This is a genomic window from Pseudomonas sp. BF-B-26 (genome assembly GCF_019956495.1).
Lineage (GTDB): Bacteria > Pseudomonadota > Gammaproteobacteria > Pseudomonadales > Pseudomonadaceae > Aquipseudomonas.
The window spans coordinates 1-24711 of record NZ_JAHBDP010000135.1; the positions used below are offsets into that span (position 1 = coordinate 1).

The following is a 24711-nucleotide window of genomic DNA, read 5'->3' on the forward strand; positions in this document are numbered from 1 at the left end:
CGATGTAACAGTCAACATCAATGCTGAATGTTACATCGCTTTCGCGAGCAAGCCCGCTCCCACAAGGTTTCTCGGGTGTATCTGGAACCCGGTGTTACAGGTCGCCGTAACCCAGCGAACGCAAGGCGCGTTCATCGTCGGACCAGCCGCCTTTCACTTTCACCCAGAGGTTGAGCATGATCTTGGAGTCGAACAGCAACTCCATGTCCTTGCGTGCCTCGGTGCCGATGCGCTTGATCCGCTCACCCTTGTCGCCAATGATGATTTTCTTCTGGCCGTCGCGTTCAACGAGGATCAAGGCATGGATGTGCAGGGTTTTGCCCTGTTGCTTGAACTCTTCGATTTCGACGGTGATCTGGTACGGCAGCTCGGCGCCCATCTGGCGCATGATTTTCTCGCGTACCAGTTCAGCGGCGAGGAAGCGGCTGCTGCGGTCGGTGATCTGGTCTTCCGGGAAGAAGTGATCGTTTTCCGGCAGGTAACCGGCAATCACACGCTCCAGCGTTTCGAGGTTATGACCGTGCTGCGCCGAGATCGGCATGATCTGCGCGTTCGGCAACTGTTCCTGCAACCAGGTCAAGTGCGGCATCAGTTCGGCTTTGTCTTCGATGCGGTCAGTCTTGTTCAGCGCCACGATCAGCGGACCGGTCACGTATTGAACGCGCTCGAGGACCATCTGGTCTTCGTCGGTCCACTTGGTGCGGTCAACCACGAAGATCACTACGTCGACGTCTTTCAACGCTGCCGAAGCGGTCTTGTTCATGTAGCGGTTCAGGGCTTTCTCGCCCCCTTTGTGCATGCCGGGGGTGTCGACGTAGATCGCCTGCACGGCGCCCTCGGTCTTGATGCCGAGCATGTTGTGGCGAGTGGTCTGAGGCTTGCGCGAGGTGATCGCCAGCTTCTGACCGAGGATGTGGTTCAGCAGCGTGGACTTGCCCACGTTGGGACGGCCGACGATGGCGACATAGCCACAGCGAGTTGCAGTTGAATCAGTCATGGCCATTCTCCACGCCCAGAGCAATCAGTGCTGCAGCGGCCGCTACCTGTTCGGCAATACGACGGCTCACACCCTGACCTCGGCTTTTTTCATTCAGTAAGGTGATTTCACATTCGACGAAGAACGTCCGGCAATGCGGCTCACCCTGGATATCCACCACTTCGTAACGCGGCAGTTCGCAACCACGGGACTGCAAGAACTCTTGCAGACGGGTTTTAGGATCTTTGTTGGTGTCGACCAGCGTCAGGCCTTCGAACTCCCCGGCCAGCCAGGCCAGCACGCGTTCGCGTGCCATGTCCATGCCGGCATCCAGGTAGATCGCACCAATCAGCGCTTCAAGGGCGTCGGCCAGAATCGACTCGCGACGGAACCCGCCGCTTTTCAACTCACCGGAACCCAGGCGCAGGTATTCGCCCAGATCGAAACCGCGAGCCAGTACGGCCAGGGTCTCGCCTTTCACCAGGCGTGCGCGCAAGCGCGACAATTGACCTTCGCGGGCCAGCGGGAAGCGATCGAACAACGCCTCGCCAGCGACGAAGTTAAGGATGGCATCACCGAGGAACTCCAGGCGTTCGTTGTTACGCCCGGCAAAGCTGCGGTGAGTCAGGGCCAGGACCATCAGTTCCTGATCCTTGAAGGTGTAGCCGAGCTGACGCTCTAGACGGCTTAAGGAGACGCTCACGGTGTACCCACGCTGAGTTCGTGGCTGGATTCCACCGCCATCGCCGTGGTGCGGCGCAGGCTTGGGACAATTAACGCTGTGTTCAAAAATTACGTCCTGAATATCATTGTTTTCATGCGTCTGGCGCCGATTGTGCCGACTCCAGAAATGCATTCGGCGCTGTGTTCAACAGCGCCGTGTGTGATTACTTGATCAGGCCAACCCGCGAGAAATTCGGCAGGTGACTGAGTTTGGGTTCCGGCCAGCTCATCCAGACTGCAAAGGCCTTGCCGACGATATTCTTGTCGGGAACCATGCCCAGCAGATCCTTGGGAATGCTCGGATCATCCCAGTAGCGACTGTCGTTCGAGTTGTCGCGGTTGTCGCCCATCATGAAGTAGTGCCCGGCAGGCACGGTCCATGTATGGTCCGGCGATGCACGATAGCGGCTCATTTCCTTGCGGATCAGGTGCTCGGCGACGCCGAGTTTTTCCTTGTAGAGCTCAGCGCTGCCCAACGTGCCCGGCTCGGAGCCGACCAGTTGTTCGGCAATCGACTCACCGTTGACGAACAGACGCTTGTCGGCGGTGTAACGAATCTGGTCACCCGGCAGGCCCACCACACGTTTAATGTAGTTGACGTTCGGATCGCTCGGGTAGCGGAACACCATCACATCGCCGCGCTGTGGATCACCGACTTCGATGACTTTCTTGTCGATCACCGGCAAGCGGATCCCGTAAGAAAACTTGTTCACCAGAATGAAGTCGCCAACATCCAGTGTAGGTTTCATCGAGCCCGAAGGAATCTGGAACGGTTCCACCAGGAACGAACGCAGCACCAGCACGATGAACAACACCGGGAAGAACGACTTGCCGTATTCGACCAGCAGCGGCTCTTTGTTCAGTTTCTCGAGCACCACCATGTCAGCCTGGCTGACGCTACCCTGGTAAGAGTTAATGGCAGCCCGGCGCCGTGGCGCCAGGAACAGCAGATCGAGCAACGCCAACAGGCCGCAGACGAACACGGCGATGACCAGCAACAGCGGGAAATTTAGTGACATAGGACCTAACTATCCAACCTGAGCACTGCAAGGAAGGCTTCTTGTGGAATTTCCACGTTACCGACTTGCTTCATGCGTTTTTTACCGGCCTTTTGCTTTTCCAGCAGCTTTTTCTTACGGCTAACGTCACCGCCGTAGCATTTGGCCAATACGTTCTTTCTGAGTGCCTTGACGGAAGTCCGCGCAATGATCTGCCCGCCAATGGCGGCCTGGATCGCGACGTCGAACATCTGACGTGGAATCAGTTCTTTCATCTTCTCGGTCAGCTGGCGACCTTTGTAGTGCGCGTTATCCTTGTGCACGATCAACGCCAGGGCGTCGACCTTGTCACCGTTGATCAGCACATCCAGTTTCACCAGATTAGCCGATTGATAACGATCGAAATGGTAATCCAGCGAAGCATAGCCACGGCTGGTGGATTTCAGACGGTCGAAGAAGTCCAGGACCACTTCGTTCATCGGCAAATCGTAGGTCACTTGAACCTGGGTACCGAGGAACAGCATGTCGTGTTGCACGCCACGCTTCTCGATACACAGGGTAATGACGTTACCGAGGTGCTCTTGCGGCACAAGAATATTGGCCCGCACGATCGGCTCGCGCATGTCTTCGATCGAGGACAGGTCTGGCAGCTTCGACGGGTTGTCGACGTAAATCGTTTCACCGGTTTTCAGCAGCAGCTCGAAAATCACCGTCGGCGCCGTGGTGATCAGGTCCAGGTCGTACTCGCGCTCCAGGCGCTCCTGGATGATTTCCATGTGCAGCATGCCGAGGAACCCGCAACGGAAGCCGAAGCCCAGGGCGTCGGAGCTTTCCGGGGTGTATTGCAGGGACGAGTCGTTGAGCGTGAGCTTTTGCAGGGCTTCACGGAAATCTTCGAAGTCGTCGGAGCTGACCGGGAACAGGCCGGCGTATACCTGCGGCTGAATGCGTTTGAAGCCTGGCAGCACGTCGACGTCCGGCGTGGAGCTCAAGGTCAGGGTGTCACCGACCGGTGCACCGTGAATGTCCTTGATGCCGGCGATGATGAAGCCCACTTCGCCGGCCTTCAGGTCAACGGTAGCGGTGTGTTTCGGGTTGAAGACACCGACGCTGTCCACGAGGTGGATCTTGCCGGTGGACTTGACCAGGATCTTGTCGCCCTTCTTCACACGACCGTGGCGCACGCGAACCAGGGAAACAACGCCCAGGTAGTTGTCGAACCAGGAGTCGATGATCAGCGCTTGCAGCGGATCTTCATAGTTGCCGGTCGGCGCAGGAATGGTCTTGACCAGACGCTCCAGCACTTCGTCGACGCCCAGACCGGTCTTGGCACTGCACTCGACCGCGTCGGTGGCATCGATGCCGATGATTTTTTCGATTTCTTCTTTCACGCGGTCCGGATCGGCCTGAGGCAGGTCGATCTTGTTCAGGACCGGCATCACTTCCAGGCCCTGCTCAATCGCGGTGTAGCAGTTGGCTACCGACTGCGCTTCAACGCCCTGACCGGCATCGACCACCAGCAACGCGCCTTCACAGGCCGCCAGCGACCGGCTGACTTCATAGGTGAAGTCGACGTGGCCCGGGGTGTCAATGAAGTTCAGCTGGTACTTGATGCCATCGCGAGCGGTGTAATACAGGGTGACGCTGTGGGCCTTGATGGTGATCCCGCGTTCACGCTCCAGGTCCATGGAGTCCAGAACCTGGGCTTCCATTTCGCGCTCGGCAAGGCCGCCACACATCTGGATGAAGCGATCGGCCAGAGTCGACTTGCCATGGTCAATGTGGGCGATGATGGAGAAATTGCGGATATGACTCAAATCACTCACGGATCAACACTCAAAAAGGCTGCAGGCATAGCCCGCCGAAAAATAGCCGGGAATTGTACCTGATCCACGGCGCAAGCGTCACGTTCGCAGGTCAGACGGCGCCTACAAAAACGCCCCGGTCTTGCGACAGGGGCGTTTTGAGTGACCTGCAACGTCAGGAGAAACCCTGAATCAACCGGCCCGGCGCAACAACCAGACCCCGGCCAAGGCACAAACACCCGCCGGAATAAGCACCGCAAACAGTGGCGAGAAGCCGAAGACCAGGCTCGAAGGACCGAGCAAATCCTGAACGATACGGAAGGTGAAGCCCACCAGCACGCCAGTGAACACCCGCTGACCGAGGGTCACCGAGCGCAACGGACCGAAGATGAAGGAAATCGCCATCAGCACCAGCGCGGCGGTGACCAGCGGTTGCAACACCTTGACCCAAAATGCCAGCCAGTAACGACCATTGCTCAAACCCTGCTCAGCCAGGTAGTGGATGTACCCCCACAGACCACTGATCGACAGCGAATCGGGCGACATCACCACGGTATCCAGCAGTTGCGGGCTCAGCGCCACGTTCCAGCGCTCGACCGGAGCGGTCACCACTTCGGTGTTCTTGTCATGGAATAACGTGGTCGTGACATCGCTGAGCTGCCAGTGATCCTTGTCGAATTCGGCGCGCTTGGCGAAGCTCGAGGACAGCATGTGGCGCTGATCGTCGAAGCGATAACGGGTCACGCCATACAGCAAACCGTTTGGCTGCACGGAGTTGACGTGAATGAACTCGTCCCCCTGACGGTGCCACAGGCCATGCTTGGCGCTTTGCGCGTCGCCGCTGCCCTGGGCCAGGGAGCGATTGGCCTGAGCGGTGACTTCGGTGGCCGGCGCAACGTATTCGCCGATCAGCACACCCACCACCATCAGGATCAGCATTGGCTTCATGACCGCCCAGACGATGCGCCCGATCGACACGCCCGCAGCACGCATGATGGTCAGCTCGCTGTGACTGGCGAGACTGCCGAGGCCGATCAGGCAACCGATCAGTGCAGCCATCGGCAACATGTCGTAAAGACGACGCGGCGCGGTCAGCAGGACATAACTCAACACGTCGACCAAGGTGTAGGTATCGCTGACCTCACTCATTTCATCGATGAACGCGAACAGCGTCGCCAGACCGAGAATGATCCCCAGTACCGCCAGAATTGCCACGAACACGCTGCTACCAATGTAGCGATCGAGCTTATCCACGAGCCACCTCCAGCGCGCTGCGACGACTCGCCAGCCTCAACTGCAAGGTTTCCCAATAGAGCAAGCCCAGGCCGATGGCCAGGAAGATTGCATGCACCCACCACAACCCCAGAGCTGGCGGGATTTTGCCCTTTTCAAGGGCGCCGCGAGCGGCAATCAGGATGGACAGGTAAGCCATATATAGAAGAATCGCCGGCAGCAGCTTGAGGAAACGGCCCTGACGCGGATTGACCCGCGACAACGGCACCGCCATCAAGGTCACGATGAAGACCAGCAACGGCAAGGACAAACGCCATTGCAGCTCGGTATGCAAACGGATGTCATCGCTGCTGATCAGGGAACTGGTGGGCATCGCGTCACGGTCAGTCACTTCGTCGCTGACATCCGGCTTGGGCAGCAAGACGCCGTACTCCTCGTACTTGATCGCCCGATAGTCGGCCTGACCCGGATTGCCGTCATAGCGATAGCCATTGTCGAGAATCAGGTAACGGTTACCGTCGGGCCGAATTTCCTGACGGCCCTTCTCGGCCACCAGCACGGAAATCCCGCGATCCTTGTTATCGGAATTGACGTTTTTCTGCGAAATGAATACGCCGCCGAGGTTGATGCGATCATCCGACAGCGTTTCGGTGTAGGTCACCCGCGTCCCGTCACGCAGCGCCTGGAAGCGACCCGGCTCGAGGGTGTCGAACTCGGTCAGGGCATCCTGCTTGTTCAACAGCAACTGGAACTGATTGGCGCCTTGCGGTGCCAGGCTCAGGCTCAGCCATGCCACTACCAGTGCGACCAGGGTGGCTGGGAAAAGGGTCATGGCAAACAAACGCTGCTGGCTCATGCCGGTGGCCGACAGCACCGTCATTTCGCTTTCAAGGTACAGGCGACCGTAGGCCAGCAGGATTCCGAGAAACAGGCCCAAAGGCAAAATCAGCTGCAGGAAACCCGGCAGGCGAAAGCCCATGATCAGGAATAGCGAGCCCGGGTCCAGGAGGCCAGAGGCCGCCTGGGCGAGGTACTTGATGAAGCGACCGCTCATGATGATGACCAGCAGCACAGCGCTGACGGCGCTCAAGGTCAACAGGACTTCGCGGGATAGGTAACGGAAGACGATCAAACCAGACACTCCAGGGTTGTCAGGCTAAGGCGGCCAAACAAGCAAACGTATCAGACGGCCCGCAGGGCAGAGCTGCCGAAAAAGTTGGCGCATTATCCTGTGATTGGGTGCGCCTGTCACTGCGCATGCTCAAGCAGGCGGGTAAAGCGCTGAAGATCGTACAACCGAGGGTTGTCAGGCTCGGGGCACGAGGTTCAAACTGCGGCCTTTGTCGCGGGCCGTGACCTGCGTCTTTCAATTTATAAGCAAGCTCGAATGCATGCCGTCGAGCTCTTGCGTGTTGACCATTAATTCAGGGACCCGGACATGGAACTGGTTGTAAAAAGCGTTAGCCCAGAAACGTTGAAAACCGCCACTCTGGTGGTCGCCGTCGGCGAAGGCCGCAAGCTCGGCGCCGTTGCCAAACAACTCGACGAACTGAGCGGTGGCGCCATCAGCGCTGTGCTCAAGCGCGGCGACCTGGCTGGCAAAGTCGGTCAGAGTCTGTTGCTGCACAGCCTGCCGAACCTCAAGGCCGAACGCGTGCTGCTGGTGGGCGTGGGCAAAGACGAAGAGCTGGGCGACCGCCCGTTCCGCAAGATCATTGCCGGCATCCTCAACACCCTTAAAGGCCTGGGCGGCAGCGATGCGGTGCTGGCCTTGGACGAAGTCGTGGTCAAAGGCCGTGACAGCTACGGCAAAACTCGCCTGCTGGCCGAAACCCTGGTGGACGGCGAATACACGTTCGATCAGTTCAAGAGCCAGAAAGCCGAACCTCGCATCCTGAAGAAAGTCACCCTGGTGACCATCAAGGCTGCACAGGCTGAAGTCGAGCGCGCCGTGGCCCACGCCACTGCCATCGCCAACGGCATGGCGTTCACCCGCGACCTGGGTAACCTGCCGCCGAACATCTGCCACCCGACCTTCCTCGGTGAGCAAGCGAAGAACCTGGGCAAAGAATTCAAGAGCCTGAAAGTCGAAGTCCTTGATGAGAAGAAGATCAAGGACCTGGGCATGGGCTCGTTCTACGCCGTGGGCCAGGGCAGCGCCCAGCCACCGCGCCTGATCGTCATGCAATACAACGGCGGCAAGAAATCCGAGAAGCCGTATGCGCTGGTCGGCAAAGGCATCACCTTTGACACTGGCGGCATCAGCCTGAAACCGGGCGCCGGCATGGATGAAATGAAGTACGACATGGGCGGCGCTGCCAGCGTATTCGGTACGCTGCGTGCCGTGCTCGAGCTGAAACTGCCGATCAACCTGGTGTGCATCCTGGCCTGCGCCGAGAACATGCCGAGCGGCAATGCTTCGCGTCCTGGCGACATCGTCACCACCATGAGCGGCCAGACCGTGGAAATCCTCAACACCGACGCCGAAGGCCGTCTGGTGCTGTGCGACGCCCTGACCTACTCCGAGCGCTTCAAGCCGCAAGCAGTGATCGACATCGCGACCCTGACCGGCGCTTGCGTCGTTGCCCTGGGTTCCCACACGTCGGGCCTGTTGGGCAACAACGACGAACTGATCGGCCAACTCCTGAGCGCTGGCCAATCGGCTGACGATCGCGCCTGGCAACTGCCGCTGTTCGATGAGTACCAGGAACAGCTGGACAGCCCGTTCGCCGACATCGCCAACATTGGCGGCCCGAAAGCCGGCACCATCACCGCGGCCTGCTTCCTGTCGCGCTTCACCAAGAACCTCAACTGGGCGCACCTGGACATCGCCGGCACGGCCTGGACCAGCGGCGGCAAGGACAAGGGCGCCACTGGCCGTCCGGTTCCATTGCTGACCCAATACCTGCTGGACCGCGCCAAAGCCTGAAACCGATGACCTTGGGCCGCGTTGCTTTCGGGTGACGCCGCCCTTGGCTCAGGAACCGCAATGACCAAAGTCGACTTCTATATCCTGCCCAGCGCCGATCCTTCGGCGCGGCTGGACTTTGCCTGCAAGCTCACCGAAAAAGCCTGGCGCATGGGTCACCGCATCTATCTGCATTGCAGCGATGCTGTCCAGCGCGACGATCTCGATGCGCGTTTGTGGGCCTTCAAGGGCGAAAGCTTTGTGCCCCACGGCCCCGCCGAAAATGAGCCGGACGGTTTGATTGTGTTGGGCCTTGGCGATGACTGCGGTCCGCATCAGGACCTGCTGGTCAATCTCGCCCTGAAAGTCCCGGCATTCGCCAACAAATTCGCCCGAGTGGCGGAAGTGGTGGTGGAAGATCCGACGATACGTACGGCTGCGCGGGAGAGTTTCCGTTTCTACCGCGAACAGGGCTATCCTTTGCAAGATCACCGTTTACAGCGACTCTGAGCATTCCGATGGACACTCCAAAACCGCTGCAAAAGTCCGCGCACCTGCTGGACGACCTCGAGTCGATCCGTCAATTGCTCGGCGACGACAACCTGCAACCGCCCTTGCTCACCGACACGGTCGAGGAAGGTGACCAGGAACAGATTCCGATGCTGTTCGATACCGTCGGCGCCAGCCCGCCGATTCTCGAACCGACGCCACCCGCCCCAGCAGCCCCTGCCGCCCAACCGGCACCCGCCGCCAGCAAGAGCGCCGACGAGCTGCTGCACCTGGAAGACGAACTGCGCGCCGCCGCGCAATTGATCATGCAAGACGTGATCGACGACTTCGCCCCGCACATCGAAACCGAAATCAAACGCCGCCTCAGCGCGCGGATGGAACGCCTCCTTAGCCAATACGAATAACCCCCATCCCCTCTGTGGCGAGGGGATTTATCCCCGTTCGGCTGCGAAGCAGTCGTAAATCCTGTGAACGCGTTTTGCCCATTGAAACGCTGGGGTCGCTTCGCGACCCAACGGGGATAAATCCCCTCGCCACAACCTGCACCCGCTCGCCCTACGCCCCATGCCCCGCTATACTTGCCGGCTTTTCCTGAATAAATGCCAATAGGGTCCCGCCGCGCATGGATAAGACCTACCAGCCGCACGCCATTGAAACTTCCTGGTACAACACCTGGGAGTCAGAGAATTACTTCGCCCCGCAAGGCGCGGGCGAGTCCTACACCATCATGATCCCGCCGCCGAACGTCACCGGCAGCCTGCACATGGGTCACGGCTTCAACAACGCGATCATGGACGCCCTGATCCGTTTCCGCCGCATGCAGGGTCGTAACACCCTGTGGCAGCCGGGTACCGACCACGCCGGTATCGCCACGCAAATGCTGGTGGAGCGCCAACTCGAAGCCCAGGGCCAGAATCGTCACGATCTGGGCCGTGAGAAATTCCTCGAGAAAGTCTGGGAATGGAAGGATCAGTCCGGCGGCAACATCAGCCGTCAGATCCGCCGTCTCGGCTCGTCCGTGGACTGGGGCCGCGAGCGTTTCACCATGGACGACGGCCTCTCGGAAGCCGTGAAAGAAGCCTTTGTGCGCCTGCACGAAGACGGCCTGATCTACCGCGGCAAGCGCCTGGTCAACTGGGACACCAAGTTGCACACGGCGATTTCCGACCTCGAAGTGGAAAACCACGACGAGAAAGGTTTCTTGTGGAACCTGAAGTACCCGCTGGCCGACGGCGTGAAGACCGCTGAAGGCAACGATTTCCTGATCGTCGCGACCACTCGCCCGGAAACCATGCTCGGCGACGCCGCCGTAGCCGTTAACCCGAACGATGAACGCTACCAAGCCCTGATCGGCAAGTTTGTCGAGCTGCCGCTGGTCGGCCGCCGCATTCCGATCATCGCCGATGATTACTGCGATCCTGAATTCGGCACCGGCTGCGTGAAAATCACCCCGGCCCACGATTTCAACGATTACGAAGTCGGCAAGCGCCACAACCTGCCGCTGCTGAACATTTTCGACAAGAACGCCGCTGTATTGCCGGCCTGTCAGGTGTTCAACCTCGACGGCACCCTGAACGAAAGCATCGACGGCAAGATCCCGGCCGAGTACGCCGGCCTGGATCGCTTCGAAGCGCGCAAGCAGATCGTTATAGCATTCGATGCCGCCGGCCTGTTGGTCAGCGTCAATGATCACGCGCTGAAAGTGCCGAAAGGCGACCGTTCCGGCACCATCATCGAGCCGTGGCTGACCGACCAATGGTATGTGTCGACCAAGCCATTGGCCGAGCCGGCCATCGCTGCGGTTGAAGACGGCCGCATTCAGTTCGTGCCGAAACAATACGAAAACATGTACTTCTCGTGGATGCGCGATATCCAGGACTGGTGCATCAGCCGTCAGCTGTGGTGGGGCCACCGGATTCCGGCCTGGTACGACGAGTCGGGCAAGGTCTACGTCGGTCGCGACGAAGCCGAAGTACGTGCCAAGCACAACCTCGGCCCGGACGTTGCACTGCAACAGGACAACGACGTACTCGACACCTGGTTCAGTTCGGGCCTGTGGACTTTCTCCACGCTCGGCTGGCCTGAGCAGACCGAATTCCTGAAGAAATTCCACTCCACCGACGTGCTGGTCACCGGTTTCGACATCATTTTCTTCTGGGTTGCCCGGATGATCATGCTCACCATGCACTTGGTGAAAAACGAAGACGGCACGCCGCAGGTTCCGTTCAAGACCGTTTATGTTCATGGCCTTGTGCGTGATGGCCAAGGCCAGAAGATGTCCAAGTCCAAGGGCAATGTCCTGGACCCGCTGGACATCATCGACGGCATCGAGCTCGAAGACCTGGTGCAGAAACGCACCTCGGGCATGATGCAGCCGAAACTGGCGAAGAAGATCGAGAAGCAGACCCGCGACGAGTTCGCCGACGGTATCGCCAGCTACGGCACCGACGCCCTGCGCTTCACCTTCTGCTCGCTGGCATCGACCGGCCGCGACATCAAGTTCGACATGGGCCGCGTCGAAGGCTATCGCAACTTCTGCAACAAGATCTGGAACGCTGCGCGCTACGTGCTGGACAAGGGCGAAGACTGCGGCCAGAACGGCGAAGCTTACGAGCTGTCGCTGGCGGATCGCTGGATCATTTCGCAGCTGCAACGCACCGAAGCCGAAGTGACCCGTCAACTCGATCAGTTCCGCTTCGACCTGGCCGCACAAGCCTTGTACGAGTTCATCTGGAACCAGTATTGCGACTGGTACCTGGAACTGTCCAAGCCTGTGCTGTGGGACGAAAACGCGCCGGTCGAACGTCAGCGCGGCACCCGCCGCACGCTGGTTCGGGTACTGGAAGTCGCGCTACGCCTGGCGCATCCGTTCATGCCGTTCATCACCGAAGAAATCTGGCAGCGCATCGCGCCGCTGGCCGGTATCGAAGGCAAGACGATCATGCTGCAACCTTGGCCAGTGGCCAATGAAGCGCGCATTGATCAGGGCGCCGAAGATGACATCGAGTGGCTGAAGACGTTGATGCTCGGCACGCGCAACATTCGCGCCGAGATGAACATCGGTCCAGGCAAGCCGTTGAACCTGTTCCTGAAAAACGTCAGCGCCGAAGATCAGCGTCGTCTCACCGAGAACGAAGCCCTGCTGAAGAAGCTGGCTCGCCTCGAATCGATCACCGTATTGGCTGCTGGCGAAGAAGCACCGCTGTCCGCCACCGCACTGGTCGGCGAGATGGAAGTGCTGGTGCCGATGGCCGGCCTGATCGACAAAGACGCCGAACTGGCGCGTCTGGACAAGGAAATCCTGCGTCTGCAGGGCGAAGTTCAGCGGGTGGGCGGCAAGCTGTCTAACGCCGGCTTCGTCGACAAGGCCCCGGCCGAAGTCATCGAGAAGGAACGCGCCAAACTGGCTGAAGCTGAACAGGCTTTGGGCAAGCTGGCCGAGCAGCATGCGCGGATTGCCAGCCTGTAACGGCAAATCGCAATGAAAACGGGAGGCCCAGGAGGCCTCCCTTTTTATGCCTTTTTACTCAGGGCAAGTGCCACCGCCGGGTAACTCGACAGTGATTTTCACCAATGACGTCGGCGAAGTAACAGTATTCCCCCCACGCGTTACCGAATAATAAACACCCAACGACCCCGAACGAATAGGTTTGATCGCGGTGTCGTACGGCCCGATGATGAAATCAACAGGCTGCCCCACATCCCCAGGGCCTATCACTCGCTCGAATTGAGTCGCTGTTCCTGGAATAGGCACTTCACTATCGAAACGGGTGTAGCCCTTGGAAAACAACGTCAGCACATCGCCTGGCTCAACACCCTTTATCGACGGAACCTTTGCAATAATCCCTTGCACAGGGCTGGGCTTGCTTGAGCAGTTAATAAACCCGAAATTACTGGCGCTTGGAAATGTTGCGGCAAGCAAATCATCCATTACGATCACTCCAAAAATAAGTGGCTGCATTCGGCAGAGCTCACCATTGAGTAAATCGAAAAAAACATCTCTCGCCCACTGTCATAAATAACAGTTCCTCAAGATCTTTTCGGCATAAAAGTGCTCCCTGGTGCACCAACCGCACTACTTTGGCCGGGCGCAGTTTAGATGTGGGACAATACCCGCCACTTTTAGCCATACCCGAATCGACCACGCCCATGAACGCCCCCCGCACACCAAGACCTGCGCGCAAAAAGCCTGATTCCGCCACCCCGGCCAAAGCCGTGGAGCCGCGCGAAAAGGCCAGCCTGCATCCGCGCAACCGCCATCAGGGTCGTTACGACTTCCCGGCGCTGATCAAAACCACGCCGGAACTGGCGAAGTTCGTGATCATCAACCCGTACGGCAAGGAAAGCATCGACTTCGCCAGCCCGGACGCAGTGCGGGTGTTCAACCGTGCGTTGCTCAAGTCGTTCTACGGCGTCGCCCATTGGGACATCCCGGCGGACTACCTCTGCCCACCGGTTCCGGGCCGTGCCGATTACGTGCACTTCCTGGCCGACCTGCTGGCCAGCGTCAACGACGGTGAGATCCCGCGCGGCGCGCCGGTCAAGGTGCTCGATATCGGCATGGGCGCCAACTGCGTCTATCCGTTGATCGGCTACAGCGACTATCGCTGGCACTTCCTCGGCTCGGAAATCGACCCGACGGCCGTGGCCGCCGCCAAAGCCATCGTCCAGTCCAACGGGCTGAACAAGGCCATCCAGTTGCGTCAGCAAAGCAATCCCAAGCACATTCTGCTGGGCCTGCTCGAACCCGGCGAACGCTTTGACCTGACCATGTGCAATCCGCCGTTCCACGCCTCGATGGACGAAGCGACCAAGGGCAGCGAGCGTAAATGGCGCGCACTGGGCCGCGCCGATCCAAAACGCAAACTGCCTGTGCTGAACTTTGGCGGTCAATCGGCGGAATTGTGGTGTGAAGGTGGCGAAGCACGTTTTGTGACGCAACTGATCGCCGAGAGCGCGCACTTCCAACACAAAGTGCTGTGGTTCAGCACCTTGGTCTCGAAAGCCTCCAACCTGCCGGCGATCCAGACGGCCCTGAAAAAGGCCGGCGTATTGGAAAGCCAGGTCGTGGAAATGTCTCAGGGCCAGAAGCAAAGCCGCTTCGTCGCCTGGACCTTCCAGACCAAATCCGAGCAGCAGGTCTGGCGCGAACGCTGGGTAAAGAAAAGCTGAGTAACTGACCCGACGCAGATCAAATAATGTGGGAGCGGCGGTGCGACGATTCGACTTGCTCGCGAAGGCGGTGTGTCAGTCGATTTTAATATTGACTGACACACCGCCTTCGCGAGCAAGCCCGCTCCCACAATTGGTTTAGCGGTGTATGCGGGAGCACCGCTAAATCGCGGACACAAAAAAGCCGTGCCCGGATCACTCCGGAGCACGGCTTTTTTTTACTGCGTCTTACTTGTTAACAGCGTCGGTCAGGCCTTTGGCCACAACCAGCTTGATAACTTTCTTGGCAGCGATTTCGATGGCAGCGCCAGTCGAAGGGTTACGGCCGGTACGGGCAGGACGCTCAGTCACTTTCAGTTTGCCGATACCTGGCAGAGTGATTTCGCCGCCGTTTTCCAGCTGATCGGCAACGATTTGGCCCAGTTGGTCCAGAGCGTTACGCGCGGTGGTTTTTGGCGCGTCGATAGCTTCAGCGATGTCGGCGATCAGTTGGTCTTTAGTAAGAGCCATGTAGTGTTCCTTCCCTATCAAATTCATATGGATTGCAGAGTGCAGTGTCAGCCATCGAGCCCGATCTTCTGGATCTGGCACCCTCGGCCATAACCGCGACGAGTCGGGGTTATAGATACCGAAATCAGGGTTTGGTTCGACCTGACAAATGCTGAATGCACGCTTAACGCAGTGACTTCGCGTAAGACCGGGCAAAACTAGCACAGAGACGGGGAAATATCCGCCTCTAGCTACCCATTTGGTCAGCTTTATTGCTCTAAAACGGTAAAAAACAGCATAAGCGCCATCGGACACCTGCGAATTGCCCTTCGTGCCGCGCCAAAACCAGTGGTTGCGGTACACTTGGCACTTTTTGGGGGAGCACGCCCTCCTCCCTTCAATCAGCCGAGAAGCCCATGCCGATCCGTCATTGCATCGTCCACCTGATCGACAAAAAACCCGACGGCACACCTGCAGTTCTCCATGCTCGCGATTCCGAACTGGCCGAGTCGAGCGCCATCGAGTACATGCTTGCCGACCTCAATGAGAGCTACAACGCCAAACAAGGCAAGGCCTGGGGTTTCTTCCATGCCGAGTCCGGGGCGCATCCATTCAGCGGCTGGCTGAAGGAATACCTTGATGGCGGCAAGGATTTCACGGCGTTCAGCCGGGTGGCGGTGGAACATCTGCAAAAGCTGATGGAGGAATCGAACCTCTCTGTGGGCGGCCACGTGCTGTTTGCGCATTATCAGCAAGGCATGACCGACTACCTGGCGATCGCCCTGCTACACCACAGTGAAGGCGTTGCAGTGACCGATCAGCTGGACGTGACCCCGTCCCGGCACCTGGATCTGGGCCAACTGCACCTGGCGGCACGGATCAACGTGTCCGAGTGGCAGAACAACAAGCAGTCCAAGCAGTACATTTCGTTCATCAAAGGCAAGAACGGCAAAAAGGTTTCGGAGTATTTCCGCGACTTCATCGGCTGCCAGGAAGGCGTCGACGGCCCCGGCGAAACCCGCACCCTGCTCAAGGCCTTCAGTGACTTTGTCGAAAGCGAAGACCTGCCGGAAGAGTCCGCCCGCGAGAAGACCAAGACCCTGGTGGATTACGCCAGCAGCCAGGCAAAACTGGGTGAACCCATGGGCCTGGAAGAACTCTCGGAGTTGATCGACGAAGAGCGCCCGAAAGCCTTTTACGATCACATCCGCAATAAGGACTACGGCCTGTCGCCGGAGATCCCGGCCGATAAACGTACCCTCAACCAGTTCCGCCGCTTCACCGGTCGCGCCGAAGGCCTGTCCATCAGCTTCGAAGCGCACCTGCTGGGCTCGAAGATCGAATACGACGAAGAAGCCGGCACGCTGATCATCAAAGGTCTGCCGACCCAGCTCACCGATCAGCTCAAGCGACGTAACTGATGCTCGGCGGCGTACTGAAGAAATGCCTGCTGATCCTGCTGGTGGTCGTGGTCTACCAGAACTGGGGCAAGATCGAGCGGGTATTCCATCCGGCGCAGGTGGTGTCCGAGCAGACTCAGGCCAAGGCCAACGTCGTGCTCTATGCCACCCAATGGTGCGGTTACTGCAAACTGACCCGGCGCTTTCTCGATCAGAAGGGAATTCCCTACAAGGAATTCGATATCGAAAAGGATGCCGAGGCGCGCAAGGTCTACGAAGCGCTGGGTGGCCGCGGGATTCCGATCATCGATGTGAACGGGACGTTGATTCGCGGGTATGACCCGGACACCATTCTCGCCGCCCTGAAATAACCTATTGGCTCACCCAATCCCTGTGGTGAGGGGATTTGTGTGTGCATGAGTGAGGCCATCAGCGTTTTTCGATGCGAAACCCGAATCGCGGAAAGTGCACATGCACCACACCGCCCCGCTCGTCTTCACGACGCAGAATCAATTCTTCACGGCCCGCAAACAGCAACTCACCCGCCACCGGGTCAACGCCGTAATCGATGGCGGCAATGACCACCTGCTGGCCCGCCTCAAAACCATTCGGCTCGTCGAATTGCTCCTCCGGCAATGCGGCCGGTGTGGCATTGCGCGCAACCTCCAAGGCCTCTTCGGCGGTCATCTCGCTGAACGCGCCATGACCGAAACCCAACACGCGCCCCAGCCATGCCGAAACCGCTGGATAAGCATCGACCAACGGTGACGTGACGGGCGTGGCCTTGAGGAACCACAACGGATGGACCAAGGCAAAGTCGGCAATCGACGGTTCGCCAAACAGGAAGTCGCCCTGTTCGCGCTGAAGCTGTTGCTCCAGACGCGCCATGATGGTCGGCCACTGATGCCGGGCCTGTTCAGCCGACAACCGTGTGGCACTGCCACCGCTGAACAACTCCGTGCGATCGGCAATGAATGCCTTGATCGCTTCCGGCGGCATATTGGCGAAGCGTACGGCGATCGATTCTGGTTGAAACACCAGGCTGACCGCGTGCTGGAACACCACCGAATCCGCCCATGCAGCGAAGGTCGCGGCGATCATTTCCTGACCTTCCGGGAAGAACGCCGGCAAGGCTTTTTCCTGTTCCAGACGACGGGCGATCAGCGACGTGTCGCAGAAGATATCAGCGCCAATCTGCAACACCGGCGTCTTGCGGTAGCCACCGGTCAGCGCGGTCAAGTCGGGTTTGGGCATCACCGGCGAAATCTTCACCGAGCGCCAGGACAGCCCTTTGAAGCCCAGCAGCAAGCGGGCCTTTTCAGAAAAAGGGGACGTCGGGTAATGATGGAGAATTAACTCGGACATGCTCGGCTCCGCCGCACGGTTTGGGAATCCGCAGCTTAGCGCGCATTTCCTGTGCAGCCCACCGATCTGCCTGATGGGCACTTATCAGTCAGATTGATAAGCCCGCAGCAGCACTCGCCACCAAGCATTCCTTGGCGCTTTTCTTGAGTTTTTTGATCAGCCGTTCCTGACGCAGCGCTTCGCTTTTATCGCGGCAGGCTTCGGTGTAAACCAATGCCACGGCAGGACTGGAAAGAAAAAAGCGCGCGCCCTTGCCACGCTGGTGGGTGGCGAAGCGGCGCACGGGATCATCGCTGATCCCGCAGTAGAGCGAACCATTGGCCGCGCGAACGAGGTAGACGAACCAGGGTTTGCTGACAGGCAGCGGCGGTTCGGCGGCAATGACGGAAGATTCGCTGGCGCTGTTCACGTGACGATCAAGGCTTGAAAGGAAACAAGCCGCGATCTTATCAGCGACTGGCCTGGAATGCCTTCAGCCCCTTCAAGGCTTGAGCGCGTACGGCGTTTCTCACCGCCGGCGTCCAGCCCAACAACAGCCCTTTGAAACCCAGCGCTTGTCGGGACCAGGTCCACATATCGAAGCTGTCGTGATGCTCGCAAATCTTGCCGTCGCGAAAAACGAAGCGCGCCTGAATGTCGTTGACCACGGTGTTGCCGGTCTGACTGAACAGGTACGTCGCCACCCAATGGGCGCCGCCCGTGCGCTCATCGCTGCGCACGTTATCGAACGTCAGGGAAAAATCCTTGGCCCGAGTGGTGAGCATCCGCCACATGTCGCCTGCATCGCGGCCGCGAAGTTCGCCGAACGCCGGATCACTGAACACCACGTCGTCGGTATAGCAGGCGCTCATGGCCTCGGCATCCAGCCGCTGGAAGGCTTGGTAGAACTGGGTGATCAATGCGTTGTGGGCATCACTCATGGGCAGGCTCCCTGATGTGCAAAGTGGCTTCAAAAGATTGCCTGCACGATAGTCAACAAAGACGCGAAACACTATCGGCATTCGGGAGCCGAATACCGACAGTGTGCGGCGGTCAGACCTTTTCGCTTTCGACCTGGACGTACAGCGAACGTCCAGCGCCCAGGCCGGCGATGATCGCCCCAAGGCCAATGATGCCGAATATCCAGCCCAAGGCGTTCCAGCCACCGGTCCAGTCATGCACGATGCCGACCGCGAACGGTCCCATGGACGCCAGGGTGTAGCCGAAGCCCTGGGCCATGCTCGACAGGTTCGCCGCGACATGGGCGTCCCGCGAACGCAGCACGATCAGGGTCAACGCCAGACTGAACGTACCGCCCTGCCCCAGACCCAGCAGGATCGCCCAGCCCCACAAGCCGTCGATCGGTGCGTAAAGACAACCGAACAAGCCGCCAAGGGTCAGCAGCATGACGATGACGATCGCCAGACGCTGATCCTTGCCACGCGTCGCCAGCCAAGGCGCCGCCAGTGAACTCGCCAACTGAACGATGACCGAGCCTGACAGCACCAGACCCGCCTGGGTCGGCGTCAGGCCGCGACCGATCAGGATCGACGGCAACCAGCCGAACACGATGTAAGCCAGAGAGGATTGCAGGCCCATGTAGAACGTCACTTGCCAGGCCAGAGGATCACGCAACAGACCGCGAACCCGATACGCAACGTTGTGCGCGCCGTGTTTCTGCCCGACTTGTGGCAACCAGAAAATCGCCGCGACCAATGCCGGAACCACCCAGAAGCCCAGGCCCAAGGCCCAGCTCTTGTCGAAATGCTCGCTCAACGGCACGGTCGCGCCCGCGGCCATCGCCGCCCCCAGGCACAGGGCCATGGTGTAGACGCCGGTCATGGTGCCCGCGTGTTTCGCGAAGTCGCGTTTAACGATGCCGGGCAGCAATACACCGATTACACCAATGCTCGCGCCGGCCAGCACGCTGCCGGCAAACAGGCCGATCTCGCCGAGCGAACTGCGCAGGATGATCCCGCCGGCCAACATCAAGAGAATGCCCAGCACCACTCGCTCAGCGCCGAAACGTCGGGCCAGCACGGGCGCCAGCGGTGCAAACAAGCCGAGGCACAGCACCGGCAACGTCGTCAGCAAACCGGCCTGGGCTGCCGACAACCCGAGGGTTTTCGACACCTCGCTGAGCATCGGCGCCATGCTCGACAGCGCCGGGCGCAGGTTCAGCGCCACCAGTATCAGGCCCAGCAACAGCAGCCACGGCCGCCGCAGGATCGGGTGACTTTGCTGGACCTGTTCGTCATCCGCCTCGGCGTCGATCAGCAGCTCTTCGAGCTCCGCCGCGCGCTTGGCTTGGGGGATGCGGCTGTTGTCGACCTGCAGGATGGACATGGGGTTCTCGGTTTCAAGGTTCATTGATCAACTGCCTCGACAGGGCTTTGGCCCGTTCCGGGTCGCGTTGCTCGACGGCATCAAGCAGTTCGATATGAAGGTCGAACACCTCTTGGCGTCGGGGGGAAATGTTCAGGGTCTCGCGCAACTGCGCACCGATGACGCTGGAAAAATAGCGATACAGCTCGCTGAGGGTCGGGTTGTGCGCGGCGTCCACCAAACGCCGGTGGAACACCAGATCGCAGGCGATATACGTGTCGAGATCGCCGTGATAGTGACTGCCGCTGACGCCCAACGCCTCGCGCAATGCCACCAGGTCTTCGTCGGTACGACGCAACGCAGCCAGGCCGATGGCCTCGACTTCCAGAATGTGCCGAGTCTCCCGGGCCTGTTCATGGGAGCAGCGGGACAACGCCTTCATGGTGTCGAGCGGATCGACCACCGCCCGCAGATAGCTGCCGTCGCCCTGACGGATTTCGATCAACCCGGAAAACGCCAGTACGCGCATGGCTTCACGCACGGTATTGCGGCTGATGCCCAACTCGGCGGACAGCTCCGGTTCGGTGGGTAAACGCTGGCCGACCGTCCAGACGCCTTCTGTGATGCGCAGGCGTAACTGATCCAGGGCCTGATCGACCAGGGACCGCTTTATGAGTGGAGAAATTTCTGACATTGGATTCGCCCTTTCATCCAATCATAGGATGAATTTTCTGACATGTTAGTCAGCTTCGCGTAGGACGGCAACCGCCTACGGTCAGGGAGAAGGAAATGGAGCGGGATTTTCGATTAGTCAAAATTACCCTTTAAGGGTAATTTCAAGGACAGGGTTTTGGTTTCTTATGGAAAAGAGCACACCCCATTACGACTTGGCGGTGATCAAGGCTGAGGTAGTCAGGCTGGGAGGAAAGGCATTCACCCGACGGGCTGTGGAATCGGGCAGCTGCATGGGTTTCAACGTCCGGCAAATGCTCGAGGTGATCGGTGCACTGGAACGCCGAATGCTTTTCAAATCCATGACCACCTATGTCGACCACCGGGTTTGGCAGGACGTTTATCACACTACATTTCACGGATTGGAGATTTACATAAAAGTGTCTTACCGCCCCGGCGGTGGACATCCAGTAGTCTCCTTCAAGGAGAAAGACCTATGAGAACGCAGCAATGCGTCAACTGTGGCACACACGATGGGATGGGGCACTTCGAAGGCCGCACTCTCTCAGTCAATTACAAACAGATGTCGCGACTTGTTGACGAGCTTGCGGGTTGGGAATGCAGAGTTTGCGGTGAAATCGAATTCGATCATGACACCGACAGCGCCGAGCGTTATGCAGATGCCAGCGATCAATTGCTTCAGGACTGCCTGCAACTGATCGGCTCGGAGATCAAGCGTATCCGCCGCAAACTCCACCTCACGCAAAAAAACGCAGTGAAGTTGCTGTCCGGCGGTGGGAACAATGCCTTTTCGCGGTATGAGCGTGGAGAGCTGCCTGCGCCCAAACCGTTACTCACACTGATGCAGCTGTTGGACCGTCACCCCTATTTACTGGCCGAAATTGAAGTATTGAACGAAGGCGCCGCCCTCAAACAACTATTGGCCGCCCGTCATCCGGAACAGGAAGCGACACTAACCTCCTGACCTCACACCCCAGACAAAATAAACCCGGATCAAGTCCGGGTTCATTTCAACGCCTGCGCAGGATCAATGCAGGATCTGGCTCAAGAACAGCTTGGTACGTTCATTCTGCGGATTATCGAAGAAGTCGTTCGGAGCGGCTTGCTCGACGATTTCGCCCTTGTCCATAAAAATCACGCGGTTGGCCACGGTGCGGGCGAAACCCATTTCGTGGGTCACGCAGAGCATGGTCATGCCGTCTTCGGCCAGGCCGATCATGGTGTCCAGAACCTCTTTCACCATCTCCGGGTCGAGTGCCGAGGTCGGTTCGTCGAACAGCATGATTTTCGGCTTCATGCACAAGGCACGGGCAATCGCCACACGCTGTTGCTGACCGCCGGACAGTTGCCCCGGGAATTTATGTGCCTGCTCCGGAATGCGGACGCGCTCCAGGTAATGCATGGCGATTTCTTCGGCCTTGCGCTTGGGCATCTTGCGTACCCACATCGGTGCCAGGGTGCAGTTCTGCAGGATGGTCAGGTGCGGGAACAGGTTGAAGTGCTGGAACACCATGCCGACTTCACGGCGTACCGATTCGATCTGCTTGAGGTCGTTGGTCAGCTCCACACCATCGACCACGATGCGGCCCTGTTGGTGTTCTTCCAGTCGGTTGAGGCAACGAATGGTGGTGGATTTGCCCGAACCCGACGGGCCGCACAGGACGATACGCTCGCCCTGTTTAACGTTCAGGTTGATGTCTTTCAACACGTGGAACTGGCCGTACCACTTGTTCACGCCCTGCATCTGAATAATGCCTTCAGGGCTCACAGGCTTTTTGATTGCTTCGCTCATTACAGAACTCCTAACGCTTGTGGCCAGTGTCGAGCTTGCGTTCCAGATGCATGGAATAGCGCGACATACCAAAACAGAAAATCCAGAACACCAGGGCCGCGAACACATAGCCTTCGGTGGCCATGCCCAACCATTTAGGGTCGGCGGCGGCTTGTTTGACGCTGTTGAGCAAGTCGAACAGGCCGATGATGATCACCAGGCTCGTGTCCTTGAACAGCGCAATGAAGGTGTTGACGATGCCGGGGATCACCAGCTTCAGGGCTTGCGGCAGAATCACCAGGCCCATGCTGCGCCAGTAACCGAGGCCCATCGCTGCAGCCGCTTCGTACTGACCTTTGGGAATCGCTTGCAGACCACCGCGCACCACTTCGGCCACGTAGGCCGACTGGAACAGGATCACGCCGATCAGTGCCCGCAGCAGCTTGTCGAAGCTCATGCCTTCGGGCAGGAACAACGGCAGCATCACCGACGACATGAACAGCACCGTAATCAACGGCACGCCACGCCAGAATTCGATGAAAGTCACGCAGACCACGCGAATCGCCGGCATGTTCGAACGACGCCCCAGCGCCAGGACGATCCCCAGCGGCAAAGCGCCGGCGATACCGACGGTGGCGATCACCAGGGTCAGCATCAAGCCGCCCCATTGGCTGGTCGCCACGCTGGTCAGACCGAAGAGCCCGCCATGCAACAGGAAGTAGGCAATGATCGGGTACAGCACCAGGAAGCTCAGCCCATACACCGCTTTATGGTGAAAGCGCGAGATAAACAACGGTGCCACGCCGATGACCGCCAACCACACGGTCAGGTCCACACGCCAGCGCAGGTCTGTCGGATAGTAGCCGTACATGAACTGGCCGAAGCGCTGTTGGATGAACACCCAGCAGGCGCCGTCCTTCGTACAATCGGCGCGCGTGGTGCCGACCCAGTTGGCATCGAGGATCGCCCAGCTCAGGATTGGCGGAACAATCAGGTAGATGAGGTAGAACGCAAACAGGGTCAGCAGGGTATTGAGCCAGCTGGAGAACATGTTGGCGCGCATCCACGCCACGACACCGATGCTGCGGTTCGGGGGCGGCATGTCAGGTTTGAAAGTATGAGTCGTCATGCGCTTTTCCTTACCGCTCGATCAGCGCAATGCGCTTGTTGTACCAGTTCATCAGCAGGGAAATGCTGATACTGATCGCCAGGTACACGCTCATGGTGATAGCAATCACCTCGATCGCCTGCCCGGTCTGGTTCAGCACCGTACCGGCAAACAACGAAACCATTTCCGGATAACCGATACCGGCCGCCAGCGAGGAGTTCTTCGCCAGGTTCAGGTATTGGCTGGTCAGCGGTGGAATGATCACACGCAGGGCTTGCGGGATGATCACCTTGCGCAGGGTCGGACCGTTGCGCAACCCCAGCGAGTGCGCCGCTTCCGTCTGGCCGTGGCTGACCGACTTGATGCCCGAGCGCACGATCTCGGCGATAAACGCCGCGGTGTACACCGTCAGGGCCAGGGTCAGCGCCAGCAGTTCCGGGATCAGCACCCAGCCACCGACGAAGTTGAAGCCTTGCAGCTTCGGCATTTCCCAGTGCAGCGGCGCGCCGAATATCAATGCGCACAGTGCAGGGATCACCAGGAACAGCGCCAGGCCCACCCAGAATTTGTGGAACGGTACGCCGGTCTCTTCGAAGCGTTTGGTCGCCCAGCGGCTCATCAGCACGATGGCGACAATGGCCACGACGATGCTGACCACAAACGGCCAGAAACCATCCGCCGTCAACGCGGCCGGCATGTTCAGGCCACGGCTGCTGACAAAGAAGGTGTCGCCGAAGTTATGACTGTTGCGTGGCCCCGGCATGGTCAGGAACACCGCGAAGTACCAGAACAGGATTTGCAGCAGCGGCGGAATGTTACGGAAAACCTCAACATACACCGTCGCCAGCTTGGCAATGATCCAGTTCTTCGACAGCCGTGACACACCAACGATGAACCCGAGGATCGTCGCCAGGATCACGCCGATGAAGGTCACCAGCAGCGTGTTGAGCAGGCCGATGACAAACACTCGGGCATAGCTGTCCGATTCGGTGTAGTCGATCAGGTGTTGAGCGATGCCGAAACCGGCACTGCGCTCCAGAAAGCTGAAGCCGGAGGTAATGCCCCGGTGTTGAAGGTTGGTCTGCGTGTTGTCGAACAGATACCAGCCCATCGAGACCACCGCCACAATGGTGATGATCTGAAACAGCCACGCACGCACTTTTGGATCGCTGAGGCTGAGCCTCTGCTTTGGTGCGCCGATTGAATTTTGCATGAAGTGCCCCGCAAATAATGGAACAGAACATCACCCGGTGGTT

The 24711-nt window shown here is 58.9% G+C and carries 25 protein-coding genes; 9 read left to right on the top strand and 16 right to left on the bottom strand.

Features of this window, described 5'->3' with window-relative positions:
* Positions 1-94: 94 nt before the first annotated feature.
* The 6 genes from era to lptF form a co-directional block, all read right to left on the bottom strand.
* Positions 95-997, bottom strand: a complete 903-nt coding sequence (gene era, locus KGB03_RS28925; protein ID WP_008151577.1) for a GTPase Era — start codon at positions 995-997, stop codon at positions 95-97.
* Entirely contained in the window at positions 990-1679 is a 690-nt protein-coding gene (gene rnc, locus KGB03_RS28930) for a ribonuclease III (protein ID WP_033053426.1), read from the bottom strand. Before rnc ends, era begins: the two co-directional genes overlap by 8 nt.
* Positions 1680-1863: 184 nt before the next feature.
* Entirely contained in the window at positions 1864-2718 is an 855-nt protein-coding gene (lepB, locus tag KGB03_RS28935; protein WP_111451359.1) for a signal peptidase I, read from the bottom strand.
* A 5-nt stretch (positions 2719-2723) separates the two neighbouring features.
* Entirely contained in the window at positions 2724-4523 is a 1800-nt protein-coding gene (gene lepA / locus KGB03_RS28940; protein WP_008151572.1) for a translation elongation factor 4, read from the bottom strand.
* 171 nt (positions 4524-4694) lie between these two features.
* A complete protein-coding gene (gene lptG / locus KGB03_RS28945; protein ID WP_218537954.1) occupies positions 4695-5756 on the bottom strand; it encodes an LPS export ABC transporter permease LptG in 1062 nt (353 codons plus the stop codon).
* A complete protein-coding gene (gene lptF / locus KGB03_RS28950) occupies positions 5749-6867 on the bottom strand; it encodes an LPS export ABC transporter permease LptF (RefSeq protein ID WP_223530644.1) in 1119 nt (372 codons plus the stop codon). Before lptF ends, lptG begins: the two co-directional genes overlap by 8 nt.
* A gap of 306 nt (positions 6868-7173) precedes the next feature.
* Between lptF and KGB03_RS28955 the strand changes: the two genes are divergently transcribed.
* The 4 genes from KGB03_RS28955 to KGB03_RS28970 all read left to right on the top strand — a co-directional run bounded on the left by KGB03_RS28955 (position 7174) and on the right by KGB03_RS28970 (position 12622).
* A complete protein-coding gene (locus KGB03_RS28955; protein WP_111451355.1) occupies positions 7174-8664 on the top strand; it encodes a leucyl aminopeptidase in 1491 nt (496 codons plus the stop codon).
* Positions 8665-8724: 60 nt separating this feature from the next.
* On the top strand, positions 8725-9153 hold the full coding sequence (locus tag KGB03_RS28960) for a DNA polymerase III subunit chi (protein WP_218537955.1): 429 nt from the start codon (positions 8725-8727) through the stop codon (positions 9151-9153).
* An 8-nt stretch (positions 9154-9161) separates the two neighbouring features.
* Positions 9162-9557, top strand: a complete 396-nt coding sequence (locus KGB03_RS28965) for a DNA polymerase III subunit chi (RefSeq protein WP_111451353.1) — start codon at positions 9162-9164, stop codon at positions 9555-9557.
* Positions 9558-9775: 218 nt separating this feature from the next.
* Positions 9776-12622 carry a valine--tRNA ligase gene (locus KGB03_RS28970; protein WP_223530646.1) on the top strand — a complete coding sequence of 949 codons (2847 nt, stop codon included), beginning with the start codon at positions 9776-9778 and terminating at the stop codon, positions 12620-12622.
* Between the two features lie 54 nt (positions 12623-12676).
* On the opposite strand, the gene KGB03_RS28975 is transcribed toward KGB03_RS28970, so the two are convergent.
* Positions 12677-13084 (bottom strand): hypothetical protein, encoded by a 408-nt coding sequence (locus tag KGB03_RS28975; RefSeq protein ID WP_223530648.1) that lies wholly within the window; start codon positions 13082-13084, stop codon positions 12677-12679.
* Between the two features lie 218 nt (positions 13085-13302).
* On the opposite strand from KGB03_RS28975, the gene rlmF reads away from it, so the two are divergent.
* A complete protein-coding gene (gene rlmF / locus KGB03_RS28980) occupies positions 13303-14325 on the top strand; it encodes a 23S rRNA (adenine(1618)-N(6))-methyltransferase RlmF (protein ID WP_033056419.1) in 1023 nt (340 codons plus the stop codon).
* A 228-nt stretch (positions 14326-14553) separates the two neighbouring features.
* On the opposite strand, the gene KGB03_RS28985 is transcribed toward rlmF, so the two are convergent.
* Positions 14554-14835, bottom strand: coding sequence for an HU family DNA-binding protein (locus KGB03_RS28985; protein WP_007905514.1), 282 nt, complete (start codon positions 14833-14835; stop codon positions 14554-14556).
* A 395-nt stretch (positions 14836-15230) separates the two neighbouring features.
* Here KGB03_RS28985 and yejK point away from each other — a divergent pair, with 395 nt between their 5' ends.
* Both yejK and KGB03_RS28995 read left to right on the top strand, forming a co-directional pair.
* Complete coding sequence (yejK, locus tag KGB03_RS28990; protein ID WP_008147593.1) at positions 15231-16235, top strand: nucleoid-associated protein YejK; 1005 nt, start codon at positions 15231-15233, stop codon at positions 16233-16235.
* A complete protein-coding gene (locus KGB03_RS28995; RefSeq protein ID WP_218537958.1) occupies positions 16235-16585 on the top strand; it encodes a glutaredoxin family protein in 351 nt (116 codons plus the stop codon). Before yejK ends, KGB03_RS28995 begins: the two co-directional genes overlap by 1 nt.
* Before the next feature lie 58 nt (positions 16586-16643).
* On the opposite strand, the gene KGB03_RS29000 is transcribed toward KGB03_RS28995, so the two are convergent.
* The 5 genes from KGB03_RS29000 to KGB03_RS29020 form a co-directional block, all read right to left on the bottom strand.
* Positions 16644-17579, bottom strand: a complete 936-nt coding sequence (locus tag KGB03_RS29000; protein WP_223530650.1) for a glutathione S-transferase family protein — start codon at positions 17577-17579, stop codon at positions 16644-16646.
* 88 nt (positions 17580-17667) lie between these two features.
* Positions 17668-17988 carry a GIY-YIG nuclease family protein gene (locus KGB03_RS29005; protein ID WP_111451347.1) on the bottom strand — a complete coding sequence of 107 codons (321 nt, stop codon included), beginning with the start codon at positions 17986-17988 and terminating at the stop codon, positions 17668-17670.
* Positions 17989-18028: 40 nt separating this feature from the next.
* Entirely contained in the window at positions 18029-18499 is a 471-nt protein-coding gene (locus KGB03_RS29010; protein ID WP_192406262.1) for a nuclear transport factor 2 family protein, read from the bottom strand.
* A gap of 112 nt (positions 18500-18611) precedes the next feature.
* The gene (locus KGB03_RS29015) at positions 18612-19928 is read right to left on the bottom strand and encodes a CynX/NimT family MFS transporter (protein ID WP_218537961.1); all 1317 of its coding nucleotides are present in this window, start codon (positions 19926-19928) and stop codon (positions 18612-18614) included.
* On the bottom strand, positions 19918-20577 hold the full coding sequence (locus KGB03_RS29020; RefSeq protein ID WP_008147581.1) for a FadR/GntR family transcriptional regulator: 660 nt from the start codon (positions 20575-20577) through the stop codon (positions 19918-19920). Before KGB03_RS29020 ends, KGB03_RS29015 begins: the two co-directional genes overlap by 11 nt.
* Before the next feature lie 166 nt (positions 20578-20743).
* On the opposite strand from KGB03_RS29020, the gene KGB03_RS29025 reads away from it, so the two are divergent.
* Both KGB03_RS29025 and KGB03_RS29030 read left to right on the top strand, forming a co-directional pair.
* Entirely contained in the window at positions 20744-21055 is a 312-nt protein-coding gene (locus KGB03_RS29025) for a type II toxin-antitoxin system MqsR family toxin (RefSeq protein WP_223530652.1), read from the top strand.
* Complete coding sequence (locus KGB03_RS29030; protein ID WP_111451343.1) at positions 21052-21540, top strand: type II toxin-antitoxin system MqsA family antitoxin; 489 nt, start codon at positions 21052-21054, stop codon at positions 21538-21540. The genes KGB03_RS29025 and KGB03_RS29030 overlap by 4 nt, the downstream gene beginning before the upstream one ends.
* 63 nt (positions 21541-21603) lie before the next feature.
* On the opposite strand, the gene KGB03_RS29035 is transcribed toward KGB03_RS29030, so the two are convergent.
* The 3 genes from KGB03_RS29035 to KGB03_RS29045 are packed head-to-tail and all read right to left on the bottom strand — an operon-like array spanning position 21604 to position 24668.
* Complete coding sequence (locus KGB03_RS29035) at positions 21604-22368, bottom strand: amino acid ABC transporter ATP-binding protein (protein ID WP_008147575.1); 765 nt, start codon at positions 22366-22368, stop codon at positions 21604-21606.
* A gap of 10 nt (positions 22369-22378) precedes the next feature.
* Positions 22379-23476 carry an amino acid ABC transporter permease gene (locus tag KGB03_RS29040; protein WP_192406259.1) on the bottom strand — a complete coding sequence of 366 codons (1098 nt, stop codon included), beginning with the start codon at positions 23474-23476 and terminating at the stop codon, positions 22379-22381.
* Positions 23477-23486: 10 nt separating this feature from the next.
* A complete protein-coding gene (locus tag KGB03_RS29045; protein WP_008147571.1) occupies positions 23487-24668 on the bottom strand; it encodes an amino acid ABC transporter permease in 1182 nt (393 codons plus the stop codon).
* Positions 24669-24711 lie beyond the last annotated feature (43 nt).